23 protein-coding genes and 1 riboswitch are annotated in these 21,939 nt (G+C 41.2%); of the genes, 7 read left to right on the forward strand and 16 right to left on the reverse strand.

Annotated features, from left to right (window positions below):
- Positions 1 to 100: 100 nt before the first annotated feature.
- A riboswitch (SAM riboswitch) is annotated at positions 101 to 212 on the reverse strand.
- 241 nt (positions 213 to 453) lie between these two features.
- From QNH43_RS22240 to QNH43_RS22255, 4 genes are all read right to left on the reverse strand, one after another.
- Positions 454 to 807, reverse strand: a complete 354-nt coding sequence (locus QNH43_RS22240; RefSeq protein ID WP_283915721.1) for a GNAT family N-acetyltransferase — start codon at positions 805 to 807, stop codon at positions 454 to 456.
- Positions 808 to 917: 110 nt separating this feature from the next.
- Entirely contained in the window at positions 918 to 1,286 is a 369-nt protein-coding gene (locus QNH43_RS22245) for a nuclear transport factor 2 family protein (protein ID WP_283915722.1), read from the reverse strand.
- 326 nt (positions 1,287 to 1,612) lie between these two features.
- The gene (locus tag QNH43_RS22250) at positions 1,613 to 2,923 is read right to left on the reverse strand and encodes an amidohydrolase family protein (protein ID WP_283915723.1); all 1,311 of its coding nucleotides are present in this window, start codon (positions 2,921 to 2,923) and stop codon (positions 1,613 to 1,615) included.
- A 204-nt stretch (positions 2,924 to 3,127) separates the two neighbouring features.
- The gene (locus tag QNH43_RS22255; RefSeq protein WP_283915724.1) at positions 3,128 to 4,105 is read right to left on the reverse strand and encodes a zinc-dependent alcohol dehydrogenase family protein; all 978 of its coding nucleotides are present in this window, start codon (positions 4,103 to 4,105) and stop codon (positions 3,128 to 3,130) included.
- A 198-nt stretch (positions 4,106 to 4,303) separates the two neighbouring features.
- Here QNH43_RS22255 and QNH43_RS22260 point away from each other — a divergent pair, with 198 nt between their 5' ends.
- Positions 4,304 to 4,642: a YmaF family protein gene (locus QNH43_RS22260; RefSeq protein WP_283915725.1), complete on the forward strand. Its 339-nt coding sequence runs from the start codon at positions 4,304 to 4,306 to the stop codon at positions 4,640 to 4,642.
- A gap of 82 nt (positions 4,643 to 4,724) precedes the next feature.
- Here QNH43_RS22260 and QNH43_RS22265 read toward each other — a convergent pair whose 3' ends face one another.
- The 6 genes from QNH43_RS22265 to QNH43_RS22290 all read right to left on the reverse strand — a co-directional run bounded on the left by QNH43_RS22265 (position 4,725) and on the right by QNH43_RS22290 (position 10,539).
- Positions 4,725 to 5,513 carry an ABC transporter ATP-binding protein gene (locus QNH43_RS22265; RefSeq protein WP_283915726.1) on the reverse strand — a complete coding sequence of 263 codons (789 nt, stop codon included), beginning with the start codon at positions 5,511 to 5,513 and terminating at the stop codon, positions 4,725 to 4,727.
- A gap of 15 nt (positions 5,514 to 5,528) precedes the next feature.
- The gene (locus QNH43_RS22270; protein WP_283915727.1) at positions 5,529 to 6,542 is read right to left on the reverse strand and encodes a FecCD family ABC transporter permease; all 1,014 of its coding nucleotides are present in this window, start codon (positions 6,540 to 6,542) and stop codon (positions 5,529 to 5,531) included.
- Positions 6,539 to 7,543: a FecCD family ABC transporter permease gene (locus tag QNH43_RS22275; RefSeq protein WP_283915728.1), complete on the reverse strand. Its 1,005-nt coding sequence runs from the start codon at positions 7,541 to 7,543 to the stop codon at positions 6,539 to 6,541. The genes QNH43_RS22270 and QNH43_RS22275 overlap by 4 nt, the downstream gene beginning before the upstream one ends.
- Before the next feature lie 84 nt (positions 7,544 to 7,627).
- Positions 7,628 to 8,596, reverse strand: coding sequence for an ABC transporter substrate-binding protein (locus QNH43_RS22280; protein WP_283915729.1), 969 nt, complete (start codon positions 8,594 to 8,596; stop codon positions 7,628 to 7,630).
- A gap of 567 nt (positions 8,597 to 9,163) precedes the next feature.
- Complete coding sequence (ycaC, locus tag QNH43_RS22285; RefSeq protein ID WP_283915730.1) at positions 9,164 to 9,802, reverse strand: isochorismate family cysteine hydrolase YcaC; 639 nt, start codon at positions 9,800 to 9,802, stop codon at positions 9,164 to 9,166.
- A 176-nt stretch (positions 9,803 to 9,978) separates the two neighbouring features.
- Complete coding sequence (locus tag QNH43_RS22290) at positions 9,979 to 10,539, reverse strand: NADPH-dependent FMN reductase (RefSeq protein WP_283915731.1); 561 nt, start codon at positions 10,537 to 10,539, stop codon at positions 9,979 to 9,981.
- A gap of 229 nt (positions 10,540 to 10,768) precedes the next feature.
- Here QNH43_RS22290 and QNH43_RS22295 point away from each other — a divergent pair, with 229 nt between their 5' ends.
- The 4 genes from QNH43_RS22295 to QNH43_RS22310 all read left to right on the forward strand — a co-directional run bounded on the left by QNH43_RS22295 (position 10,769) and on the right by QNH43_RS22310 (position 13,575).
- Positions 10,769 to 11,860 (forward strand): low temperature requirement protein A, encoded by a 1,092-nt coding sequence (locus QNH43_RS22295; RefSeq protein WP_283915732.1) that lies wholly within the window; start codon positions 10,769 to 10,771, stop codon positions 11,858 to 11,860.
- Between the two features lie 130 nt (positions 11,861 to 11,990).
- Positions 11,991 to 12,434: a MarR family winged helix-turn-helix transcriptional regulator gene (locus QNH43_RS22300; RefSeq protein ID WP_283915733.1), complete on the forward strand. Its 444-nt coding sequence runs from the start codon at positions 11,991 to 11,993 to the stop codon at positions 12,432 to 12,434.
- A gap of 168 nt (positions 12,435 to 12,602) precedes the next feature.
- Positions 12,603 to 12,938 carry a hypothetical protein gene (locus QNH43_RS22305; RefSeq protein WP_283915734.1) on the forward strand — a complete coding sequence of 112 codons (336 nt, stop codon included), beginning with the start codon at positions 12,603 to 12,605 and terminating at the stop codon, positions 12,936 to 12,938.
- Positions 12,925 to 13,575: an O-methyltransferase gene (locus QNH43_RS22310; protein ID WP_283915735.1), complete on the forward strand. Its 651-nt coding sequence runs from the start codon at positions 12,925 to 12,927 to the stop codon at positions 13,573 to 13,575. The genes QNH43_RS22305 and QNH43_RS22310 overlap by 14 nt, the downstream gene beginning before the upstream one ends.
- A gap of 513 nt (positions 13,576 to 14,088) precedes the next feature.
- Here QNH43_RS22310 and QNH43_RS22315 read toward each other — a convergent pair.
- The 6 genes from QNH43_RS22315 to QNH43_RS22340 form a co-directional block, all read right to left on the reverse strand.
- Entirely contained in the window at positions 14,089 to 14,244 is a 156-nt protein-coding gene (locus tag QNH43_RS22315) for a DUF1540 domain-containing protein (protein WP_065310844.1), read from the reverse strand.
- 149 nt (positions 14,245 to 14,393) lie between these two features.
- On the reverse strand, positions 14,394 to 16,187 hold the full coding sequence (cstA, locus tag QNH43_RS22320) for a carbon starvation protein CstA (RefSeq protein ID WP_076372238.1): 1,794 nt from the start codon (positions 16,185 to 16,187) through the stop codon (positions 14,394 to 14,396).
- 141 nt (positions 16,188 to 16,328) lie between these two features.
- Positions 16,329 to 17,075 carry a LytR/AlgR family response regulator transcription factor gene (locus QNH43_RS22325; protein WP_283915736.1) on the reverse strand — a complete coding sequence of 249 codons (747 nt, stop codon included), beginning with the start codon at positions 17,073 to 17,075 and terminating at the stop codon, positions 16,329 to 16,331.
- Positions 17,047 to 18,864 carry a sensor histidine kinase gene (locus tag QNH43_RS22330; RefSeq protein WP_283915737.1) on the reverse strand — a complete coding sequence of 606 codons (1,818 nt, stop codon included), beginning with the start codon at positions 18,862 to 18,864 and terminating at the stop codon, positions 17,047 to 17,049. The genes QNH43_RS22325 and QNH43_RS22330 overlap by 29 nt, the downstream gene beginning before the upstream one ends.
- Positions 18,865 to 19,042: 178 nt before the next feature.
- The gene (locus QNH43_RS22335; protein WP_283915738.1) at positions 19,043 to 19,189 is read right to left on the reverse strand and encodes a hypothetical protein; all 147 of its coding nucleotides are present in this window, start codon (positions 19,187 to 19,189) and stop codon (positions 19,043 to 19,045) included.
- Positions 19,183 to 20,298 carry a GerAB/ArcD/ProY family transporter gene (locus QNH43_RS22340; protein WP_283915739.1) on the reverse strand — a complete coding sequence of 372 codons (1,116 nt, stop codon included), beginning with the start codon at positions 20,296 to 20,298 and terminating at the stop codon, positions 19,183 to 19,185. Before QNH43_RS22340 ends, QNH43_RS22335 begins: the two co-directional genes overlap by 7 nt.
- 859 nt (positions 20,299 to 21,157) lie before the next feature.
- Between QNH43_RS22340 and QNH43_RS22345 the strand changes: the two genes are divergently transcribed.
- Positions 21,158 to 21,478 carry a YbjQ family protein gene (locus tag QNH43_RS22345; protein WP_076372230.1) on the forward strand — a complete coding sequence of 107 codons (321 nt, stop codon included), beginning with the start codon at positions 21,158 to 21,160 and terminating at the stop codon, positions 21,476 to 21,478.
- The gene (locus tag QNH43_RS22350; protein WP_283915740.1) at positions 21,478 to 21,705 is read left to right on the forward strand and encodes a hypothetical protein; all 228 of its coding nucleotides are present in this window, start codon (positions 21,478 to 21,480) and stop codon (positions 21,703 to 21,705) included. The genes QNH43_RS22345 and QNH43_RS22350 overlap by 1 nt, the downstream gene beginning before the upstream one ends.
- Positions 21,706 to 21,939: the final 234 nt, after the last annotated feature.

Here is a 21,939-nt window from a genome sequence, read left to right on the forward strand (position 1 = left end):
TGAATAAACAAAAGAGGCCTCTTCCGTCATCAGACAGAAGAGGCCTCTTTTAGACATAAAAAAGAGTAAACTCTTAAATTAATTATCTAAGAAAAGCTCCTTCTTATCTTTCAAACTTTCGTCCGTTGGAATTAGCACAGTATTTTTACAAAAGTAAAAACCCGCTGCCGAGGTATCATAGGGCCAAGTCCCTCCACATCTCTTGATAAGAATTAACGTTTTATTTAATTATGTCCTTCACTATATATTCAAATTTCTCTAAAGTCAACCATATTTTTCATCACGCTAAATATTTTTATAGTATAGTAAATTGATACTTTTAAATTATATTAATATAATTTTATAATGATTTACTCATTCTCCATACAAGGTATTTTTCATTTTCTTCGCTTATCTTCTTCATGCCTGAATGCGTATATAAACGAATCGCCCTCCCATTATCCGGAGAAACCCTTAAATGATATTCCGATACATTAAATTGCCTGAAAAGTTTTCTGCGTAGCGAACCAATTCCTTGCCAAGGCCTTTACTGCGGTAATCGGGAATAAGATAAAAAAGATTCACATAGCCGATCTCCGTTCCTTCATACTCCCGAATTTGAAGTTCCATTTGGCCAATCGGTTCTTGGTCCTTTTCAATGATCACTTGTCCATCCGGAAATTTGCGGACCCGTTCTTTCATTCGTTGCAGATATGTATTCTCATCTCCAAAACCATCTTCAGATCCAAAACTTACAACATAGGAATCTTTCCTGAATTTAATGATAATCTCTTTATCTTTGTCCGTATCAATGGTGCGAAAAATCAACTTCATCCACCCCTATCATTTTATTGGAATAGTTTTTAAGTAAGCAAAACTCATTTTACTTACGTTCTTTTTTTTTGATATTTATTTTTTTCTTTTCATAAATAATAGGCTTAGCGGGGCCCTATCGTTTTTGTGCCTTGATGAAAAAACATTTGCCATCTTCCATTCGTACATTTCCAGATTGAACTCCTTAAGGTATGTTCCACTTTATCCTCATCAAAAATCCGGTACGTAGTTAACACGGTATCATCAGACAATGGATGCATATCAAATTGACTTAGTATCATTTTCACCGCTCCGGCTCCCTCTTGCCCCAAAAAATCGTTTTTTGACCATATGTTACCCGAACTGCCGAACTCAAAGAAATCATCTTTCAATAATAATGAAAGCTCTTCTGGCGATGTACGGACTTCAGATTTTAACAATTTCTCCTCCAGTTGATACAAATGCTCTTTTAATAATGAAGATTCACTATCCATTCATCATGTCCTCCTTTTTCAGCTATTGGTGAAATTCATGATCCATGCCGGCAAAGATTTTTTATCCAGTTGGTTAATATTTTGCTGTCAGCAACCTTTTTTGCCATACTTACTTTGTTCCATATTTCCAAGAAATTGGACTCGCGACGGATTACTAAGTATTAAGAACAATTCATTCCACAATACTAGCGGTAATTCCTTTTTGACTGCCATCCGGTGCGAACTATTCCTTACTGTTCCTCAAAATGGATCATTGAGTCCATAAAAAAAAGGAGCTGCAAATGGCAGCTCCTTTTTCTGTGCATACGTTTGTTCTCCCATCAGCGTTAACGTGATAGGGTACCTTGCAGACGATTCGTTTCGGCGATTACTTTTTCTTCATCGATCGTTAAGCAGCGCCTTTCTTTCACGACCATTTTGCCGTCGATGTATACATCACATACATCATTTCCGCGTGCTGCATAAAGCAGGTGCGAATAGGCTTCACTCAACGGCTGCAGATGTTCTTTGTCATATGGGTAAATGGTGATGAAATCTGCTTTTTTACCAGCTTCCAGTGATCCAGTATGGTTCATGCCTATCGCTTCTGCGCCCATTCTTGTGGCCATGGCCAGTGCTGTTTGGGCAGGGAATTTGGTGGCATCCTTATAGATTCCTTTTTGCAGTAATGCAGCTGTCCTCATTTCTTCGAACATATCGAAGTTGTTATTGGAGGCGACGCCATCTGTTGCTACTCCCACTTTAATGCCTGCATCAAGAAGGCTGACGACATCGGCAATTCCAGATCCGAGCTTCAGGTTACTGATCGGATTGTGGGCAACGCGAACATCATGCTGTTTTAGTATCGCACGCTCTTCATCATTGAGAACCACACCATGTGCCATCACGGTAGGCTGATCGAACAGACCTAGACGGCGAAGGTGCTCGACAGGACGGGATCCGTAACGCCTTTCGATGTCGAGGATTTCAAAGTCCGTTTCCGATACGTGGATGTGCACCATCAAATCATTCTCTTTTGCAATCCGTGCACTTTCCATGATCGCTTCAGGTGTGCAGGCATATGGGCTATGTGGTGCGACCATGGTAGTCAGGCGTCCATCGGCAAACGTTTTATAGTTTTTTGAAAACTTTTCTGCCCCCATGAGGTTCGCCTTTTGGTCTTTTTCGGAACCCAAGCTGAAGATCGTGTAGGAAAAGGCTCCGCGCATTCCTGTTTCGCCTATCGTCTCCATGACAGCATCTGCATCTATTCCATTAGGATTAAACATATCCGAAAATGTCGTGGTTCCTGATTTCATCATTTCCATAATGCCAAGCTGAGTGCTTACAGAGGCGATTTCCGTTGTAAACTGGCTTTCAAGCGGCCATATTTTCGTTTCAAGCCATGGCTTCAGCAGCATATCGTCCCCGATACCGCGTAAAAGGGTCATTACAATATGCGAATGGGCATTCACAAGGCCTGGCATGATCCATTTCCCGCCAAGGTTGACCACCTGATCTGCATCTGCCAATTGTTGTTCATCATGCTGGCCGATGTAGGATATGGTATCATCTTGTACAATCATCATGCCGTTTTCAAAGATTTGATTTTCCTTGTCCATAGTAAAAAATGTAGCATTCACATATATGGTTTTCATAAGTAGTTCCTCCAAAGTCGTATCATGTAGCAACATGTTCTATTCCGCATTCTAAACTAGTACCTTACAGGTAATCAAGTAATTCCATATTATCAGGGGCCATTTCCATTTACCTTAGGAACCTATTGGAAGAGCTCCACATGAATGGCCCCTTCAATATATCCGTTCAATCAGCAAACCGCCATTGCAATTTTAGCATGCGAATCAGTTGCTTAAGAAAATCTTCCCTCCATTGCCAGCGACATGAATGGCTTCGTGCACATCTTGAAGGCTGTACCAGGAAGCCGGCATCATGAACTTCAATCTTTTATCATTAATGAATCCCATCAAAAGGTTAAACGTTTCATGCCAAGTTTGAATGGAAGCCTGCTGATTCCAATGCCGAAGATGAAACATTTTAACATCCACTTTTGTCCTTTGTGAAATCTCAGCCCAATTTACAGACTGTCCTGATAAAAGGCCGATCGTTAATAAGATGCCATTAGGCCGAACACAAAAAGCTAGCTCTGAACCATCGATGCCGCCCACTGAATCTATGGCCGCTTTCGCTCCGCGCCCATTCGTCCAGTCCATCACTGCATCATGCAATGATGATCGGGACGTATCGATCACATATGAAGCTCCAAGTTTAAGCAGTTCTTCCGTATACTTATTGTTTCTCGTTACAGCAATCAGCTTAAAGCCAAGAATCTTCGATAACTGGGTGAAGATACGGCCGATGGCAGATCCGCAAGCATTCACGAGTAATACATCATCGGGTTTCAATGCCAATACTTCTGTACAGATTAGCCATGCGGTTACCGGGTTTATATATAATTGCGCTGCAATATAATCCTCGATTGAATCGGGAATGACGATGGCCAAGTCCGCAGATGTTTTAACATATTCCTGCCAGGTCCCTTCACTGCGCAAAGGCAGAACACGCTTGCCTATCATCTCTTTCGAAACCGATGGGCCCACCTCTTCTACAATGCCGACCCCTTCATAACCGGGAATGGAAGGCAAGGGAATTCGGTGGGAATATGCACCGCGAATGGGCAGCAAGTCAGACGGGTTAATGGGACGTGTGGTCATCCGAACGAGGACCTCGCCCTCGAAAGGTCCTTGAATACATTTATTTTCAACTTTTAAAACCTTTTGCGGATTCCCGAACTCATAGAATTTAACACATTTGGCTTCCAAGATAATAAGTCTCCTTTAATCTATTAGTCTTTCTATTTTATCATTTATACTGAGCCTGGCCAGTATTCTCCTCCGGATTTATGTTCTTTTATTGTGGTTTGTTTTAATCCTATTTCCATAAATTTGGTCGTTAAGAATCTTCTTATTTTTCCAAGCATATGGTTTATAAAACGTTTATTTATACAAGGGGTGAAGAGATTGAATAAAGTAGGAAAAGATGATTTTGTTTCAGGGTTCGTACCACATCATAATCATGGATCTGTTGATTATACCTCCGTAGCGGACGGCCATGTCCATCAATGTTTAGATGTAACTTCCCCGCCAATTCCATCACAAGAGGGGGAACATATTCATTATACTGAAGGATATGTGTTATTTGAGGATGGGCATACCCATTATTATAAGGCATATTCGGGACCGCCCATTCCGGTTGGAAATGGAATGCATGTTCACTATTACGATTTTCACACCACGGAAGATGATGGGCATAGACATAGAATTAAAGGGGTCGACCAACCTGCTCCAGGGAATAAATAAGATACTTGATAAACAAAAAAACATCAGGGGGATGTGAAATCCCCCTGATGTTTTCTTGCCTCCGAACTCTATATGCATCTCACTAATCTTGAGATAAACCAATTGGAATGCATAGGGGCGTTTGATCAACAGGGTTTTCAATAATGCAGCATTCAAGTCCGAAGACGTCCTTGATCATCTCTTTTGTAAAGACCGTTTCAGGCGGTCCTTCTTTATAGATTTTCCCCTTCTTGATGCTAATCAGATGATCGGCATACTGTGCTGCTTGATTCAAATCATGCAGAACCATGACAATCGTTCGCCCATGAGTGGAGTTTAAATCGCGCAGTAATTCCAATATTTCAATTTGGTGCGCTAAGTCCAGATAGGTTGTCGGTTCATCCAACAGTAATAGGTCGGTTTCTTGTACCAAAGCCATCGAAATCCATGCCCTTTGCCTTTGTCCTCCAGATAATGCATCCAATGTCCGATCAGCGAATTCCGTCATTTTTGTTGCGGATAATGCCCGGTCGACAATGGCATGATCTTCCGGGGTTTGTCTGGAAAATAAGCCTTTGTGCGGATGCCTGCCATAATAGCATAGTTCTTTAACGGTTATATCTTCAGGAGCTTCCGGAGCTTGGGGTAAGATAGCCAATTTCTTTGCCACATCCTTGGAAGATTGAAGATGAATGGCTTTTCCATCTAAATAGATCGTGCCTTGCTGGGGTGTTAATAATCTGGCTAGGGACCGGAGAATGGTAGATTTGCCACAACCATTGGAACCTATGATTATACTGATCTTACCTTCAGGAATTTCCAAATCGATATCATCGATGATTTGAGTTGATCCATAAGAGAGGGAAAGATGCTCTGCTGATAATGTTGTCATGATATTCAACCTTCCTTATGTTATTTTTCGTTCTCGGCGTAATAGATATAAAAAATATGGCACTCCAATCACCGCAGTGATAATTCCCGCGGGTATTTCTATTGGAGGAAATAATCCTCTTCCCAGGCTATCGGCAACGAGTAAAAAGATGGAACCGAAAAGAGCTGAAGCAGGAAGCAAAACCTTGAATTTTGACCCTACCACCCTCCGTGCGATATGGGGGGCAATTAAACCTATGAAACCGATGGAACCCACCGCCGCTACACAGACTCCGATTAATATGACAGAAACACTCAACAACATATAACGCAGTAATTTTGATCTTTCACCGAGACCTGTCGCTATATCGTCGCCAAGGCTAAGTACATCCATTTTGGAAGTTAAGGCAATCAATACCGGGACAAGGACAAGAAATGGAAGCAAAATGAATACTTGATCCCATCCTCTTCCCCATAGACTGCCGGTCAACCACAGCAGTGTCGTGTTTACATCATCCGGGAACTTGACCATGAAATACTCTATACCCGCTTGACATATGGCCCCCAAAGCAATTCCCACCAAAGCGATTGTATTTGGCTGGGCTCCTTTTTTATAAACAAATATCATCAAAATTGCCGCCATGACCGCCGCTCCGATAAAAGCTGAAAGAGGCAGAATGATAATGGGCGATTGCGGAAATAAAACGATGACTATAACAGCTGCCAAGCCGGCCCCTTTTGTTACCCCAATCACATCTGGAGAAGCCAACGGATTTCGAAGGACTCCTTGCAGGATGGCTCCAGCCGTTGCCAAACCGGCCCCCACTATCACGGCAATCAAAATACGTGGTATGCGATAGTTGTGCAGAATGAACGACTGGCTTTGCATGCCATTTCCAAGGAAATTTTGGAGAATTTCTAAAGGTGAGATATAAATGGCCCCTAAGCCCAGGCTCACCATTGCTAAAATCAGCATGGTAACCGTCAGCATCAGGAGAATAGAATAAGGGTGCAAAGTTGATTTCAACCCAAATGTCCGTTTTCGTTTCATTGCTTAATATTCCTCCCTCTCTTCGCTAAATAAAGGAAGAATGGCGCACCGATTATAGCTGTTACGATGCCTACCGGCGACTCAAAAGGATATGCGATAAACCGGGCGAGAATATCTGCGTAAACCAAGAGTAAAGCGCCGAATAATGCAGAAAAAGGGATGATTCTCCGATAATCCCCGCCCACCATTCTCCTGACGATATGAGGAATGATCAATCCTACAAAGCCGACCGGTCCTGCGACGGCAACCGAAGATCCTGCCAAAATGATCACCAATATTCCTGCCAAAATACGGATTCGGTACACCCGCTGTCCAAGTCCCTGCGCCATATTTTCCCCTAAGACAAGGATGGAAACAGATCGAGAGAACAAGGCAGCGACAAGTAGCCCGAAAAGGGACCAAGGAAGAATCATGTTAACGTGTGCCCATGTTTTCCCATTAATAGACCCGACTAACCAATAGAGCACATCTTTCGCTTGTTCATTAAAGATGATCATGCCTTGCGTTAAAGAAGATAAAAAAAAGTGAACAGCCATTCCGGCCAATGCCAGCTTTACCTGGGTCATCCCCCCTCCCGAAGCAAAAGAATAGACGGCCATCCCACCCACTGCTGCCCCAATGAATGCAACGCAAACTAGAGATACGGAAGAAAGGTCAGGAAAGAAAACGAACGCGGACACAATAAAAAATGAGGCACCGGCATTAACACCAAACACTTGTGGAGAAGCTAATGAATTCCGGGTAATGGCCTGCATGAGAGCGCCCGCCACCGCTAAATTGGCACCGACCAATGCTCCAACTAAAGCCCGGGGCAATCGAAGGGTCCTTATAATAGTTTGTTCCTTGGACGAGTCGGCATCAAAAAAGGACTTCAAAACCATGGATGCATCTATATCGGCCGCTCCCACCGAAATACTCGTCAGGACTCCTAAAATCAGCAAAACGATTCCAGCGATAGCGGTACAATACACTTTCAGTTTACTTCTAGCTACAGTTTCCATCGCTATACAACACACTTCCTAACTAAATTTAAACCTAATGGAAAGCGAAGTAAGAATGGGATCTCTTACTTCGCTTTTGTTCCTTTATTCTTCACCAAGCATGTTTAAAGTGTCTTTAGCAATGGCCTCCGCTGATACAACACCACGGTATCTCGTCCATAAATCACGATCAACACTATACACTTGTCCGTTTTTTACAGCCTTCAGGTCTTTCCAAAGAGGATTGTCTTTCCACTCATCAGTAAGTAACTTACCCTCATTATTCGCTAGAAGCAGCACATCCGGATTAATCTCGACAAGCTGCTCCAGGTTCATCTCGGCATGTGGCTGTTCCTGCTGAATGGCATTTTTCAATCCCATGCTTTCAAGCAATTCCCCATCATAAGAAGATGAAGTATGGGCTTGGAATGAAGTATCTCGTACAACTGCAGGTAAAACCGTCATATTTGAATCAACAGTAAGTTTTGCCTTAAGTTCCTTAATCGTTCTTTCATGCTCGCTCAATCTTTTTTCAGCAGCATCTTCCTGATTCACTGCCTTTGCAATCGTTTTAAATGAATCCAGGTTTTCTTGATATGTAGATTCCCTGCTTTTTAAGACAATGGTAGGAGCAATCTGCTGTAAATCTTTATAAATCCCTTTATGCCGCTCAGCATCTGCAATGATTAAATCCGGCTGTAATGAACTGATCACCTCTAAATTTGGCTGTTCACGTGTTCCTACAGAAGTATAATCCATTTCTTGGCCTACAAGCTTTGTAATCATATCTTTTTTGTTGTCATCTGAAATCCCGATAGGTTTTATCCCTAGGGCATTTAAAGAATCAACGAAAGATAATTCAAGCGTAACGATTTTTTTAGGAGTATTTTTAATTTCCGTTTCTCCCATTTCATGCTTAATCGTCCTTGTTTCTTGATTACTTGTTTCGGCAGATGTCTTCTCTGCTTCTGTTGTTTTTTGAGAATTATTACATCCTGATAACATCATCATAATCGTGAATAACAGGATCAATGCTCCTCCCCCAAACGTTCTTGCTTTTCTAGATTCTCTCATTTTTCGCACCCTTTCCTTCATCTATACCTATTTAACTTCTTACACTACGAATACTACATAATTGAAAATGATTATCATTATCCTGTTGTTATGATAAAGTCATGGATTGATACCGTCAATATTAATGAAATTTTGTGAATAAAGATCATTTTGGCCATTAAGACAACCTGCATGGATTTTATTGTTTCGTGAAGGAAATTGAAGTATGGATTCGGCAAGGGATTGAAGTAGAACTTTAAAAAAGGCTGTTTTCGCATACTTTGTTGCTATTTACCAAGTAAAGCGGTGTGGTTGATTTCCCCTCCAGATGCTCGCTTTCCGCGAGGCGGGCGGTGAGCATCCTCGGCGTAAACGCCTGTGGGGTCTCACCTGTCCCGCTGCTCCCGCAGGAGTCTCGCAATCCGTTCCAATCAACCTTAAATCGTTTCGTTTTAGAAACAACAATCTTTACGAAAAGAGCCAAAATTAAAAAGGTTTCGGAATGAGAACATTCCGAAACCTTTTTGTTTAAAAACTGGGATGGGCATAATGTCCCTCCCTTGTATAAGGACACAAGTAAAGTTATCTTTATATCTTGCTGAAATCGCGCTGAGATCCCCTATAGCTTCCGATTATATTCTGATAACCAGGAAGCTGGCTGGAAAGTAAAGCACCAAAACCTTCGACATCGTTGCGCCAATCACGTTGTAATTCGCACGCTACGCTAAACCAGTTCATAAGCTGCACACCGCCATGGGCCATACGCGCTAAAGCCGCATCAGCCACCTGTTTGCTGACTGTTCCAGAAGCATCCGTGACAGCGAACACTTCATAACCAGCGTTCAAAGCGGAAAGTGCCGGGAAAGCAACGCAGACATCCGTAACCACGCCCACGATGATTAGTTGTTTTTTTCCAGTTTCTTCGATTGCTTTAACAAAATCTTCATTATCCCATGCGTTAATTTGTCCAGGCCGAGCTATTTTTGGTGCGTGAGGAAAAAGTTCTTCCAATTCTTGCATGAGCGGTCCGTTTGGCCCGTTTTCAAAGCTCGTTGTTAAAATGACTGGCAAATCAAAAAACTTAGCGGTGTTGGCAAGAGCCATAACATTGTTCTTGAATTCATCAACACCATAATCACGCACTAGCCCTGAAATAAGACCGGTTTGATGATCCACTAGTAGAACGGCAGCATCATCTTTGGAAATACGAGAATAGAGATCAGACATTTTTAAAGTCCCCCTTTTATTAAAGCTATCGAAGAAAGTTCATATGTAGGGAAATTCCCCCAACCTCTTCGTTGGTTGCAATCAGTTTATAACTTAACTGATTGTTGTTTTAAGTTTATCTATAAACTTATAACCTGTCAATCATATATATAGTAAGATTCATTGATTATTGCTAATTAATCTAGTACTGGAGTGTGATCGATCCAATGAATGAATTGTTGTAAATAACGCTCGAGATAACGTTTCGTTTGATCGTCAGTAAGCACTTTACGATCAGAATCAATCTTATTATGTACTTGCGATATCAGCATTTTTTGAAATGGAAGAACATGAACTTGCATGGCCTCCAGTATTTGCCTGATTTGCATTTGAGCAAATGCAGTGCCCATTCCCCCAGGAGTAGCTCCGATCAGGCCAACTGGTTTTTTGGTAAGTACAGCGGACTCCCGAGGTCTTGATGCCCAGTCCAATGCATTTTTTAATACACCAGGTATTCCGGAATTGTACTCTGGGCTTACGATGATGATACCGTCAACGTCCTGAATGGCGGATTTAAATGACGTCACTGCTTCTGGAACGCCGCTTATTTCCAAGTCTTCGTTAAACAACGGAAGATCATTAATTTCGATCCAGCGAAATTGATAAGAATCAATCATATCTGTCAATGATTGAGCAATGATTCGATTATAAGAATTTTCCCGTAAACTGCCGCAAATAAGGCCGATGGTTCTGGTCATCTACTTCCCTCCCATTTTGAAATCATCTCCTATAGCACCATAATATACCAACGGCAAAAAAGTGACGTTATTCCTAATCACTAAATATGGAAAAACATAATAGCTGGGTAAAAAGAACTTCCTAAAATTGATCATGAACTCAAAAATTGCATGCACCAAAGTCCCTCTTCCATTTTCTGAATACTTACAACATACTATTAACTATAAGGCGATTGGGAGGAGTGCGGAAATGGATGAAAAGAAAGTTACATGGTTAGAGCTCTTTTATGATTTGTTATTTGTGGCGGCCGTTGCGGGCGCCACTCATGTTTTACTGCATGTTGAAGATGGATATATCCATCTGGAGTATTTGTTTAAGTTCGTGTTGATTTTTATTCCTATCTGGTGGGCTTGGGTAGGGCAAACCATATTTATTAACCGGTTTGGAAAGGATGTATTTCATCAACGGCTATTTTTGATACTGCAAATGTTTTTTGTCCTCATTATGACATCGAGCTTATCTGTTGATTTTGATCCTTATTATCTTTCTTTTTTAATTGGCTATATTGGCTTAAGAGCCGTGACGGCCATCCAATATCTTGTTGTACAGCGGATAGAAGAGGGAGTTCGAAAAAAGGCAGCACTCTTTTTGGGAAGGTATTTTTGGGTTGGGATCGTCATTTCATTATTCTCCGTCCTTTTTGATTCTTGGCTTCGCTATGCTGTGCTGTATTTGGGCATCCTGATCGATATCATCATCCCAATCCTTGGAAGAAAGTGCTTGGAAAAGGTTCCTACAAATACAGCCCACTTGTTGGAGCGCTTTGGTCTATTCACCATCATTCTCTTTGGGGAAGCTCTTGTGAGCACTCTTGCGGTCATACAACCTAAACAAGGAAATTGGGATTCGATAGCCTTTTCCATCATTTCATTTGCCCTGATAATAGCTATGTGGTGGCAATATTTCGATAACATGGAGAAAAAGGTCGACAGGTCTGTACAATCTTCCGGCCAAATCATCATTTACGGTCATCTGTTTATTTTAATGTCCATAAGCATGATTGCAGCAGCCATCAGATTATTGTTTTTACATGAGGTCCATTATTCATTTATCTTATATTTTGTTTTTGGTTCCGTATTGCTCTATTTCATTTCAACCACTTTTGTTTTCCACCAATATAGACATAAGCATCAGCGGTTGCAAATATATCATTTAGGATTATTTTTAGGGATTTTAGCAGTCTTTTTTATTTTTAATTTGTTTGTCGGGGTACCGAATATTGTGATAATAGGCGAATTAACACTGTTTTTTATCATCTTTGCTAAACTAACGACCACATAATAAAGGAATCGAAACCAGTATCAATCGATAATACTGGTTTCTTTAATTTGAAGATGGAATTTTTTTCATTTGACACCATATTGGTTTATTCATAAACTGATTGTGACGAAGAAAGAATGAGGTGACATTCATGAAAGAAAACACAACGAAACCCTCCGCATCTACTAATGAGGAACGACTAGGTTTAATGTTATGGTTCCGAATAACAAGAATATATAACCAGAGTATCCGGGAATCGAATCAACATTTAAAGAAATGGAATCTATCGGCAGCCCAATTCGATATCTTGGTCCAAGTGGGTTCACATGAACGATTGTCTCAGCAAGAACTGGCAAACAAGCTTTTTGTGACAAAAGGCAATATCACTCAACTATTAAGGAAAATGGAAGAGTTGGGATTGATTAAACGGGAACAGGAATGGAAAACAAAATATCTTTCATTGACAGAGGAAGGAAAAGAGTTTTTTCATGAAGTTGTTCCAAAACAAGAGCATTTTCAAGCATCACAGTTTGCCAACTTGAATGAGGCGGAAAAGCAGCAGCTTTTGGATTTACTTAGTAAAGTTCAAAAATGAAAACAGATCACCTGCTAGAATGGTGATCTGTTTTTTTATCTTTGTTATTTTATAAACTGCATTTTGATTTTTCCATTCTATTTTCAGTTGACATTTTGTATACATATGTATACGTTTAACACAAGACAAAAAGTGTATACATATGTATACACAGAAAGAGGTTTTAACATGAGAAATGAAAAACTCAAAAGGGATGGCCATCACAAAGGAAAAGACCATGGTTCACACCATCATGGCCCAAAAACGTTTCGCCGCGGAAGGGCCCTTGCTTTTTTAGAAATGATGAATGTTAAACGTTCAACCATTAAGGAACAGTTAGATAAACCAGAGTTTCATTCCATTAATCAAATCTTAGTCGGTGAATTAAAAGCCATCGATATGTTAATCAACGAATTCATTCAATTATTTGAAATACAAGAAAATGAAGCAGCCGATAAGAAAAGTGAAGAAAAGGAAACATCCAATAACGGTGAGAAAGGAATGGAAATGAATGAAACAAATTAACAGTTATATCGATTCGTTGTTTTATACCAAAGATGCCCTTTTGGAAGAAGTCATAACGTCCATACAAGAAAACGGAATGCCGTCCATATCGGTATCCCCCTCATCTGGGAAACTTCTTACAATGCTTATATCCATTTCAGGAGCTAAAAATGTTTTGGAAATAGGCGCTCTTGGGGGCTATAGCGGAATCTGCCTTGCCAGGGGATTCGGCAGCGAAGGAAAATTAACCTCCCTTGAATTAAAGGAGGAATACGCAAAGTTAGCTTATCACAATCTATGCAAAGCCGGCTTTGGCGATCAAGTATCATATATGACCGGAGAAGCTCTACCAAGCCTTGAAAAACTCGTACGTGATAACAAGAAATTTGATTTTTTCTTTATAGATGCCGACAAGGACAATTATGAAAATTACCTACGATATTGCATTAAGCTGGCGGAACCGGGTGCTTTAATCGTCATGGATAACGTACTTGCAAGGGGCAGTGTTGCCAATCCGGATGCAGAACCTGAACGTCACACTGCATTCATGAAGGCATTCAATGAAACGGTTGCCAAACACCCTCAATTGGAATCCATGCTCATTCCAATCGGTGATGGGCTGACTCTTTCAAAGGTAATTGCCCAAACTCACGAGTAAAACTGCTAAATTTACGAGTAAAGTGCGAATTCACGAGTAAAGTATCCAATCTCACGAGTAAATTGCTCAAACTCACGAGTAATGTGCTCAAATTCACGAGTAAAACAGCCAAATTCACGAGTAATGTGCGAATTCACGAGTAAATTGCTCAAACTCACGAGTAATGTGCCCAATCTCACGAGTAAAACAGCCAAATTCACGAGTAATGTGCGAATTCACGAGTAAATTGCCCAAACTCACGAGTAAAACTGCCAAATTCATGAGTAATGTACGAATTCACGAGTAAAACAGCAAAACTCACGAGTAATGTGTGAATTCTCGAGATTTCGCCCGATTTCACGTGGAAATCGATCAAACTTTTGAATATATCGCCCATACTCTCGAATTTATCGTCCAAATATCCTTTTCATGAAGAAAAATAAAATGAATTTCGATAATCTTGAATGAAAATGATTTTTATTATCAATAATAAAAAGAAAGAAGGGTAACCAGTTGATGGTTACCCCCGATGATTTAAATTTCTGGATCAAATGTTTTGCAATCCGTTTCTTTGCTATTTGATGCTTGATTCCCTTTATGACTTACAACATAAATAGCATCAGCACTGCATTTGTTTCCAGAATCCCAATATTTACAATTATTCACTTCACACAGAACATCTTTTGCCATCTTATCACACCTCCTCATTTGCTATCATTAACAAAGTTGGGGTTATTGATACTTTCCTTTTTCAGGTTTTTGTGTCTAATTTTAAGGAAAACGATATTGAGGGCCGCAACGAACGAAAATCCGGGCAGCTTCCGCCCGGATTTTTATGTTCATGCTGATCTTTTCAGTAGTTCTGCCTGAGGGATTTTCCAAAGCTCCCGCCATTTTTTCAAGGCGGCAACCAGAATGATCAAGCCCAGGATTAACATGGTGATCGATAATATTCCGTTCAAGATGCTGAATCCTGCAGAGTCCGGGTTCAGGTATACGTTTCTGACCATCCAGTACCCTGCTACATTAACCGTTACATATAAATAGGCAAGGGGTACAAGGCATGTCCACATATACCAGCGTTTGTCTGCAATTTTCAATACGACGGTCGCACCGATGATGAGTCCAATCGAGGCCATGAGCTGGTTGGATACGCCAAAGAGTGCCCAGATCGAACTAATGTCCCCAGAGTAAAGCAGGTATCCCCATATAAAGCAGGCTAACGCGCTGGCAAAGATGTTACCCGGCAGCCAGTCGACCCTTTTTAGTGGTTTATAAAACTCCCCGAAGAAGTCCTGGATTAAGTAACGGGCAACACGTGTCCCTGAATCGATTGCGGTCAATATGAACACCGCCTCGAACATGATGACGAATTGGAAGAAAAATGAAGCCAATTTATCAAAGAAGGGTATTTCGGTAAAAATATAGGTCATGCCGACAGCAAGTGTAACTGCCCCGCCTGTCCTTCCTTCCAGATTAATGCCGATTTCTTCACTGAGTTCGTTAAGGTGTACGGTTTCCATACCTAATGTTTGAAATACTTCAGGTGAGGAGTTAATCGCAAAATAATCCCCTGGCTGCAGCGAAACCGCAGCAATCAATGCCATGATGGCAACGACACATTCCACAAGCATCGCCCCGAAACCGACGGATTTGATATCACTCCAACGGTTTAACATCTTTGGGGTTGTGCCTGATCCGACAAATGCATGGAATCCTGAAATCGCCCCACAGGCGATGGTTATTGAAATGAATGGCCAAACGGGTCCGGCTACAATCGGGCCCCCGCCATTAATGAATTCGGTAAACGCAGGAAACTGGATTTCTGGATTAACCACGAAAACACCGATAATCAATGCGGCAAATACACCGATTTTCATAAATGTACTCAAGTAATCACGAGGTGCCAGCAGCAGCCAAACAGGCAATGCGGCAGCGAAGAAAGCATAGATCGGCAAAATGATGGCAAGTGTGCTCGCCTCGAGTGTCAATAAGTCACCAAGTGCCGTTCCTTGAATGTTCGGACCAAGTAAAATCGCGGCCATGATAAGCGCAAAACCGACGATGGTCGCACCTTTCAGATTGCCGGTTTTTTTATGGTAAAGCCCTACTCCCATGGCGATGGGAATGGTGATCCCGACTGCAAACGTCCCCCATGGATTATTTTCCAAAGCATGCAGAACGACCATTGAAAGTCCCGCCATCGTGATCGTAATGATAAAAAGCATCGCGAGTCCTGTACAGAAGCCTGCTACAGGTCCAAGTTCTTCTTTTGCAACTTCCGAAAGGGATTTGCCGTCTTTCCGCATCGACGCGAAAAGCACGACGGCATCATGGACGGCTCCCCCGATTACAGCCCCGATTAAAAGCCATAATAAACTTGGCAAATAGCCGAATTGTGCAGCAAGGATCGGACCCACCAAAGGACCAGCCGCTGCAATGGCTGCAAAATGGTGGCCGAATGCCACCCATTTATTTGTTGGAACATAATCTTTTCCATCTTCTAATTTATGGGCCGGAGTCGGCTTCGAATCATCGAGTTTTAATACTTTGAGTGCTATGAATGTCCCGTATAAACGGTAGGCAATCATTAATATACAAATGGAGCCTATGACAATTGTAACCGCATTCATATTTGAACCCCCTCTATTTCTTACATCGTAAAATGATGATATCACAATGAAAGCGGCTTCAATGGGTTTTCAAGTTATAATGCAGATATCGGGGGATGGACTGCAATATGAAGAAGGTAAAATGCAGAATTATGAAAATTTTTAAAAACCGATAAGCTGCCTTAGCTCCTTCACATATGTGCGGCTTACCGGAATGTTTGATCCGTCACTCATAATGAGATTATAAGTCGAGTTGAACCAAGGCTGTATTTCAGATATATGGATGACATTCACGATAAAACCGCGATGCACCCGTAAAAATGAGCGCTTATCGAGCTTCCTTTCAAGCACGATGAGGGGCTCACCGATTTTATATTCAGTTTCTTCGGTTTTAATGATCGTCTTTCCTTCCATGAGTCCTATGAACAAAATATTATCCCGGTCAATCAAAACGATACGATCATCTATCACTACAGCCAATTTACCTGTCTGTTCCACCGCCGTACGGCTGGCGGGAGGTACTGTCCTGGATTCACCTTTCCCGATTTGCCGCTGCTTCATGAGCTTATCCAATGTTTGGCGAATCCTTTTTTCATTAAATGGCTTTAATAGATAATCAAATGCATATAACTCGAAAGCCTGGAGGGCAAACTCATCGTAAGCGGTCGCAAAAATGAGCGAAGGTGCGGGGTCAAGTTCCGCCAATTGCTTAGCCAAATGCAAGCCATTGCCTTCAGCAAGCTCAATGTCCAAAAAGACAAGTTCAGGTTTAAGGCGGGAGATATCCCTCATGGCATCTTCTATCCCCTCGGCCTCACCCACGACTTCAACTTGCCTGCTTCTCTTCAATAGATATTTCAATTCATCTCTTGCCAGTGGTTCATCCTCTACGATAAATGCTTTCATCATCGTTGACATATGCTCCTTTTTCGTTGAGTGGTATTGATATTTTCACTTGTGTTCCGTGCCCCGGTTCACTTGCGATCGAGAGGCTGGCCTGTCCTTTATAGATCCCTTCCAGCCGTTCACTGATATTATGAAGGGCCGTTCCCGTACCCTTAGTCGATTCTACAGCATGCTTACCCAATTCATCTATTCTCCCGCTTGAAATCCCTTTTCCGTTATCTTCCACAACAATGCGCATCGTACCGTCTTTAAAGTATGCGTGAATGATGATTTCACCTTTGCCTTTCAGAAGTGGAAATGCATGGTGTACCGCATTCTCAACAAGCGGCTGTAACGTGAATGGAGGGATGAGAACTTCCTTAAGCCTTGGCTCAATGCGATAGTCGATATGATATTTATCTGGAAAACGCGCCTGTTCCAGTGATAAATATGCGTTAACATGCTCTAATTCCTTTTCCAGCGGCACCAGTATTTGTCGGGCACCTTGTAAATTAGAACGAAAGAACGCACTGAGCTCCTGCAATAAGTTTCTTGCCTTCTCGACATCCGTCCGGCATAGAACGGATATCGTATTGATTGCATTGAATAAAAAATGAGGATGGACCTGTGCCTGTAAGGCCTTAATTTCAGCATCTTTCAATAATTTCGTTTGCATTTCCGCTTTAGCGAGTTCCAATTGAGTGGAAAATAGTTTGGCCAACCCTTCAGCTAACTCTTGTTCCACTTGGCTTAATTTATCCGGATGCTTGAAATACATCTTCAATGTCCCGACCGTTTTCTGCTGGACCTGCAACGGCAGGACCACTGCCGCTTGCAATGGGCATTGATCATGAAAACAATAAATGTCCTTTTTTGTTTTGGCCACGATGATTTTCCCTTGTTCAAGGGCTTTTTTCGTTAAGCCTGTCGCTATCCCCACCTTTGGGACATGGTGATCGGACGCAGCACCCACATGGGCAAGTACGCTATGTTCATTGGTAATGGCCACGGCATCGGCCTCAGTCAGCCCCAAGATGATTTGGGCTATTCTCTTGCATGAAGTTTGATTCAGACCTTGCCGGAAAAAGGGCAAGGTTTGATCCGCAATCAGGAACGCAAGATTGGTTTGTACGGCCCGCGTCCGTGCTTCGTCCCTCGTGATCGACTGAATGATGAGCATGAATAGTAAAGTCCCGAACCCGTTGATGATGATCATGGGCAGTCCGATTACTTGTACGAGCTCCCACGCCCTTTCAAATGGTTTGGCCGTCACCAGGATGATGCCCATTTGGATCGCTTCCAATGCCATGCAAATGGGAAGGGCAAACCAAGGGGTGATCATCCCATGCTTTCGCCGCCTTTTCCCCAAAAAACCCGATAAAACCCCAGCCAAAATCGCAGCGATTGCACAAGCCCCCGCCGTAAAACCCCCGAGAAAATAACGGTGAAGCCCCGCAATCAAACCTACTCCCAACCCAACAAATGGACCTCCCAGCAAACCGCCGATGGCCACGCCCATGATTCTTGTATTGGCAATCGCGTTATCGGGAGCAATCTCAGCATGCCAATTCCCCTCTGGCATGGCATGAATCCCGATTTCGATCCCTGTATAGTTACTTATGATGCCAAACGTTCCAAAAAGTGCGATAAACATGATTTTCTTTGACATTTCATGTTCATGGCCTATCATTTGCCGAAACGGTTTCATATAAGAAAGCAGGAATGCGGCAATTACGATGATCCCCACTTTTTCAAACAGCGACGGTAATAAATCAACCAAAGCATTCACCCCATTTCTGGCTTTTTCATTCATCTTACACCAGCCATGAAATCCTTGTCGAATTTTGTTTTTACGATTAACTCCGATAATCCAAGAACATGGAACCTCCATATAATCTTGTTACATTTGGGATACGCCTTCAGCTAGCATGGGGAACATTAGAATGCTGTGGTTGGTTCAATCCCGGTATGATCATTCAAAAAAAAGCCTATCAATACCAAGGCTTTTTCAAAGGAAGGAAATCACTGATTCGTTTATATAGGACCGTGTCACCATCCTCAGGTAGACATTTAACAAGTTTTTCGTCATGGAAGTTCCTTACAGATGAAGCTATTAGACCAAAGGCTGCATTTAACATCCTTTGGCCGCCTTTGAAATGGAACGCTTTTTTTTCAATAGTCCAATCACTAGCAATATCACCGGGAGCAGAAAACAAATGGTTAAGGAAAATGGCGTCCATGCTTTTAAAGTAAAGTTTTGACTATGTACTGTATTTGGATGTGTAATGATGGAGAAGGCAAGAATGATAAATGCTAATGGGAAGTGAAGAATTTTGTGATTTTTTAATCCCAGTACCTGTGCTAACCCCAGAGACATTCCATAATAACAAATCGTTAGCTTGAAATACACGGAAAGAATCCAAATGAAGGCTACAATGACTTCAATACGTTCCAAAAAATTACCGACACTCAACCTCTTTCCTAATCTATAAGAAGGATAGTTTTGCAGTGCTGTTATATCAATACCCAATACGAGGATACTGAAAATGATCACCAAGAATAGAACCATGCCTCCCAATAATGTTCCCCGATAAAAGTTTTTTTTCATTTCATCCTTTTCATTTACATATGGCATGATCATTAAAAGGAAAACGAGCTGTACATACGGGAGTGCCAAAATGTGATAGGAGCCCTTAATAATTGGTTTCATGCCGTCGTCGAAAATAGGCTGTATATGTTCTAATTTGATCTCAGGGATAAGAAGTAAAAATAACATGAAAAGCATAAAAACTATCCAAGGGAAAAAGATTGATGCAGTTCGGCTGATGACTTCCAATCCTAAGCGTACACCGATTATGCTTGTCAATAAAAAAAGAACCATGATCATTTCGATAGGCGTTCCAACCAAAATTTGTGTCGTTGAAAAACTCCCTATTTCATACAATAAAGCAGACAAAAGGTATAAAATATAAAAAAGAAAGAGCAGTGCCGAGATTTTCCCAACCCATTTCCCCAATATTTTTTCATTCACTTCGACATAAGTTTTAGATGGATAAATGGAGGCTAATTTATTATATAAGAATACAAAACATAAACTGATGAGCGTCGTCATGATATAGGAAATCCAGGCATCCTGCTTCACTAACGTGACAAGTAGAGCAGGTACATTAAGTATCGAACCTCCTATCGTAAATATGATGACCAATATAAGAAATTCCCCGGAGCTAATTTTTCCTTTCTCGAGCATGATCAGTACCCCCCCTAAGACAGAATCCGTTCCATGAAAGATGTGAAGGGATTATAAATTTTTGTTATCCAGTCTAAGGGATTAGGGATGGTAATATTTTTGATTAATAAAATACTCAACGTCATGCCAACTAAAAGCAATAGAATATAAACGGAGACTTCCCTCCAGCATTTATGTTTAATAAGTTGAGGTAATTCGAAATATGAAATAACGGCTCCAGTAAACACTGTTCCAATCATTGCCCACATTGATTTTACTCCTCGATTTCTTTTTGAAGGGTTCTGGTTATAATCTTTGCTTTAAAGGTCACATTCACTTCCAAATCTCGAATTGCTGTTCCCGCAGCCAGTTAGACATAATGCAGGTAAGATGAATGTTACGGTTATGGTTTCACCCTGGATGCAAATATATCCATTAAAATAATTTGTAATGAAATAAAGGGCATGTTTTGAAAAAAGATTATTCATAACATGCCCGCTTACAAAATTACCTTTGCGGGAGCGAAAAGGCTGGTTATCGGGAAACGCTCCCAATTGGCATCATGAATCTACACACAAATAACCATTCAATCAAAATTCAATCCCATCTCTTTTCTACGAAATGGGATTTTTATGTTTACCCGAAATATGCTACGTGTTAAATAAGTGAACTTCCTATTGTTTAAGAAGGATAAGCTTATATTATGTTAAAATTGGAATGTTATTATTTTTGTGCTTGATAAAATGGTAATCATTATGGAAGTCACACAATGGCTAATGTAAAAAAGAGTATAAGGCTGCACAGCACATAGATATAAATGATATTGGGGACTTACTTTCAGTTCAGGAGATTCTAAAGAAATTTTATGGAGGCGATTAATGTGTTGGTAGTTACCACAGAAAAAATTGAAGGTTACAAAATTGTAGAAGTAAAAGGACCTACCTTTGGTCTAATTGTAAGAAGCAGAGGGATTGGCGGCGATATCATGGCAGGGTTGAAATCCCTGGTAGGCGGGGAGATCAAGCAATATACAGCTATGCTTGAAGATTCAAGAAAAGAAGCTATGGACCGTATGATAAAAAATGCCAATGAAATGGGAGCAAACGCAATTGTCATGATGAGATATGATTCTGGGGAAATCGGTACAAATATGAGCGAAATTGTTGCATATGGAACCGCCGTCATTGTGGAGAAGATATAATGAAATTCATCATAGGGTACTATATATTACAAATTGTTATAGTTATCTTATGCATTTTACTTGGATACTTTATCTATGATAAACGGTTTAAACGTAATCACGGCGCAAAAGTTCCTGATGGATTTCAATCGACAGATGAAATAAATATAGACCCTGTGACTGGGGAAAAAACAAGGGTGTATTATAATCCTGATACGGGTGAACGCTTTTATAAAAAGGAAAAATGATGATAAAAAGCCACGATTTTTACAAAAACGCGGCTTTTTATTTATTGAATCAAATGTAATTCCTAACTTTTGAGCAGGTGTTAATCCTTCGATGAAAAGTTGTCTACATTTTTTTAAGGGTTTGTTTGATTTCTACTCCAGGCACTCGCTTTCCGCGGGCGGTCCGGCAGCCTCCTCGGATCCTTTGCGCCTGCGGGGTCTCCCTTGGACACACTTTTCTAAGCAGGAGTCTCG

The organism is Peribacillus simplex, assembly GCF_030123325.1.
GTDB classification, from domain to species: Bacteria; Bacillota; Bacilli; order Bacillales; family DSM-1321; genus Peribacillus; species Peribacillus simplex_D.

Excerpts from the sequence above, each read along its gene's own strand:
- QNH43_RS22245 (WP_283915722.1), bottom strand. The coding sequence starts at position 1,286 with ATGGATAGTGAATCTTCATTATTAAAAGAGCATTTGTATCAACTGGAG.
- QNH43_RS22250 (WP_283915723.1), bottom strand. The coding sequence starts at position 2,923 with ATGAAAACCATATATGTGAATGCTACATTTTTTACTATGGACAAGGAA.
- QNH43_RS22265 (WP_283915726.1), bottom strand. The coding sequence starts at position 5,513 with ATGACAACATTATCAGCAGAGCATCTTTCCCTCTCTTATGGATCAACT.
- QNH43_RS22270 (WP_283915727.1), bottom strand. The coding sequence starts at position 6,542 with ATGAAACGAAAACGGACATTTGGGTTGAAATCAACTTTGCACCCTTAT.
- QNH43_RS22275 (WP_283915728.1), bottom strand. The coding sequence starts at position 7,543 with ATGGAAACTGTAGCTAGAAGTAAACTGAAAGTGTATTGTACCGCTATC.
- QNH43_RS22280 (WP_283915729.1), bottom strand. The coding sequence starts at position 8,596 with ATGAGAGAATCTAGAAAAGCAAGAACGTTTGGGGGAGGAGCATTGATC.
- ycaC (WP_283915730.1), bottom strand. The coding sequence starts at position 9,802 with ATGTCTGATCTCTATTCTCGTATTTCCAAAGATGATGCTGCCGTTCTA.
- QNH43_RS22290 (WP_283915731.1), bottom strand. The coding sequence starts at position 10,539 with ATGACCAGAACCATCGGCCTTATTTGCGGCAGTTTACGGGAAAATTCT.
- QNH43_RS22295 (WP_283915732.1), top strand. The coding sequence starts at position 10,769 with ATGGATGAAAAGAAAGTTACATGGTTAGAGCTCTTTTATGATTTGTTA.
- QNH43_RS22300 (WP_283915733.1), top strand. The coding sequence starts at position 11,991 with ATGAAAGAAAACACAACGAAACCCTCCGCATCTACTAATGAGGAACGA.
- QNH43_RS22305 (WP_283915734.1), top strand. The coding sequence starts at position 12,603 with ATGAGAAATGAAAAACTCAAAAGGGATGGCCATCACAAAGGAAAAGAC.
- QNH43_RS22310 (WP_283915735.1), top strand. The coding sequence starts at position 12,925 with ATGAAACAAATTAACAGTTATATCGATTCGTTGTTTTATACCAAAGAT.
- QNH43_RS22315 (WP_065310844.1), bottom strand. The coding sequence starts at position 14,244 with ATGGCAAAAGATGTTCTGTGTGAAGTGAATAATTGTAAATATTGGGAT.
- cstA (WP_076372238.1), bottom strand. The coding sequence starts at position 16,187 with ATGAATGCGGTTACAATTGTCATAGGCTCCATTTGTATATTAATGATT.
- QNH43_RS22325 (WP_283915736.1), bottom strand. The coding sequence starts at position 17,075 with ATGATGAAAGCATTTATCGTAGAGGATGAACCACTGGCAAGAGATGAA.
- QNH43_RS22330 (WP_283915737.1), bottom strand. The coding sequence starts at position 18,864 with ATGAATGAAAAAGCCAGAAATGGGGTGAATGCTTTGGTTGATTTATTA.
- QNH43_RS22335 (WP_283915738.1), bottom strand. The coding sequence starts at position 19,189 with ATGTTAAATGCAGCCTTTGGTCTAATAGCTTCATCTGTAAGGAACTTC.
- QNH43_RS22340 (WP_283915739.1), bottom strand. The coding sequence starts at position 20,298 with ATGCTCGAGAAAGGAAAAATTAGCTCCGGGGAATTTCTTATATTGGTC.
- QNH43_RS22350 (WP_283915740.1), top strand. The coding sequence starts at position 21,478 with ATGAAATTCATCATAGGGTACTATATATTACAAATTGTTATAGTTATC.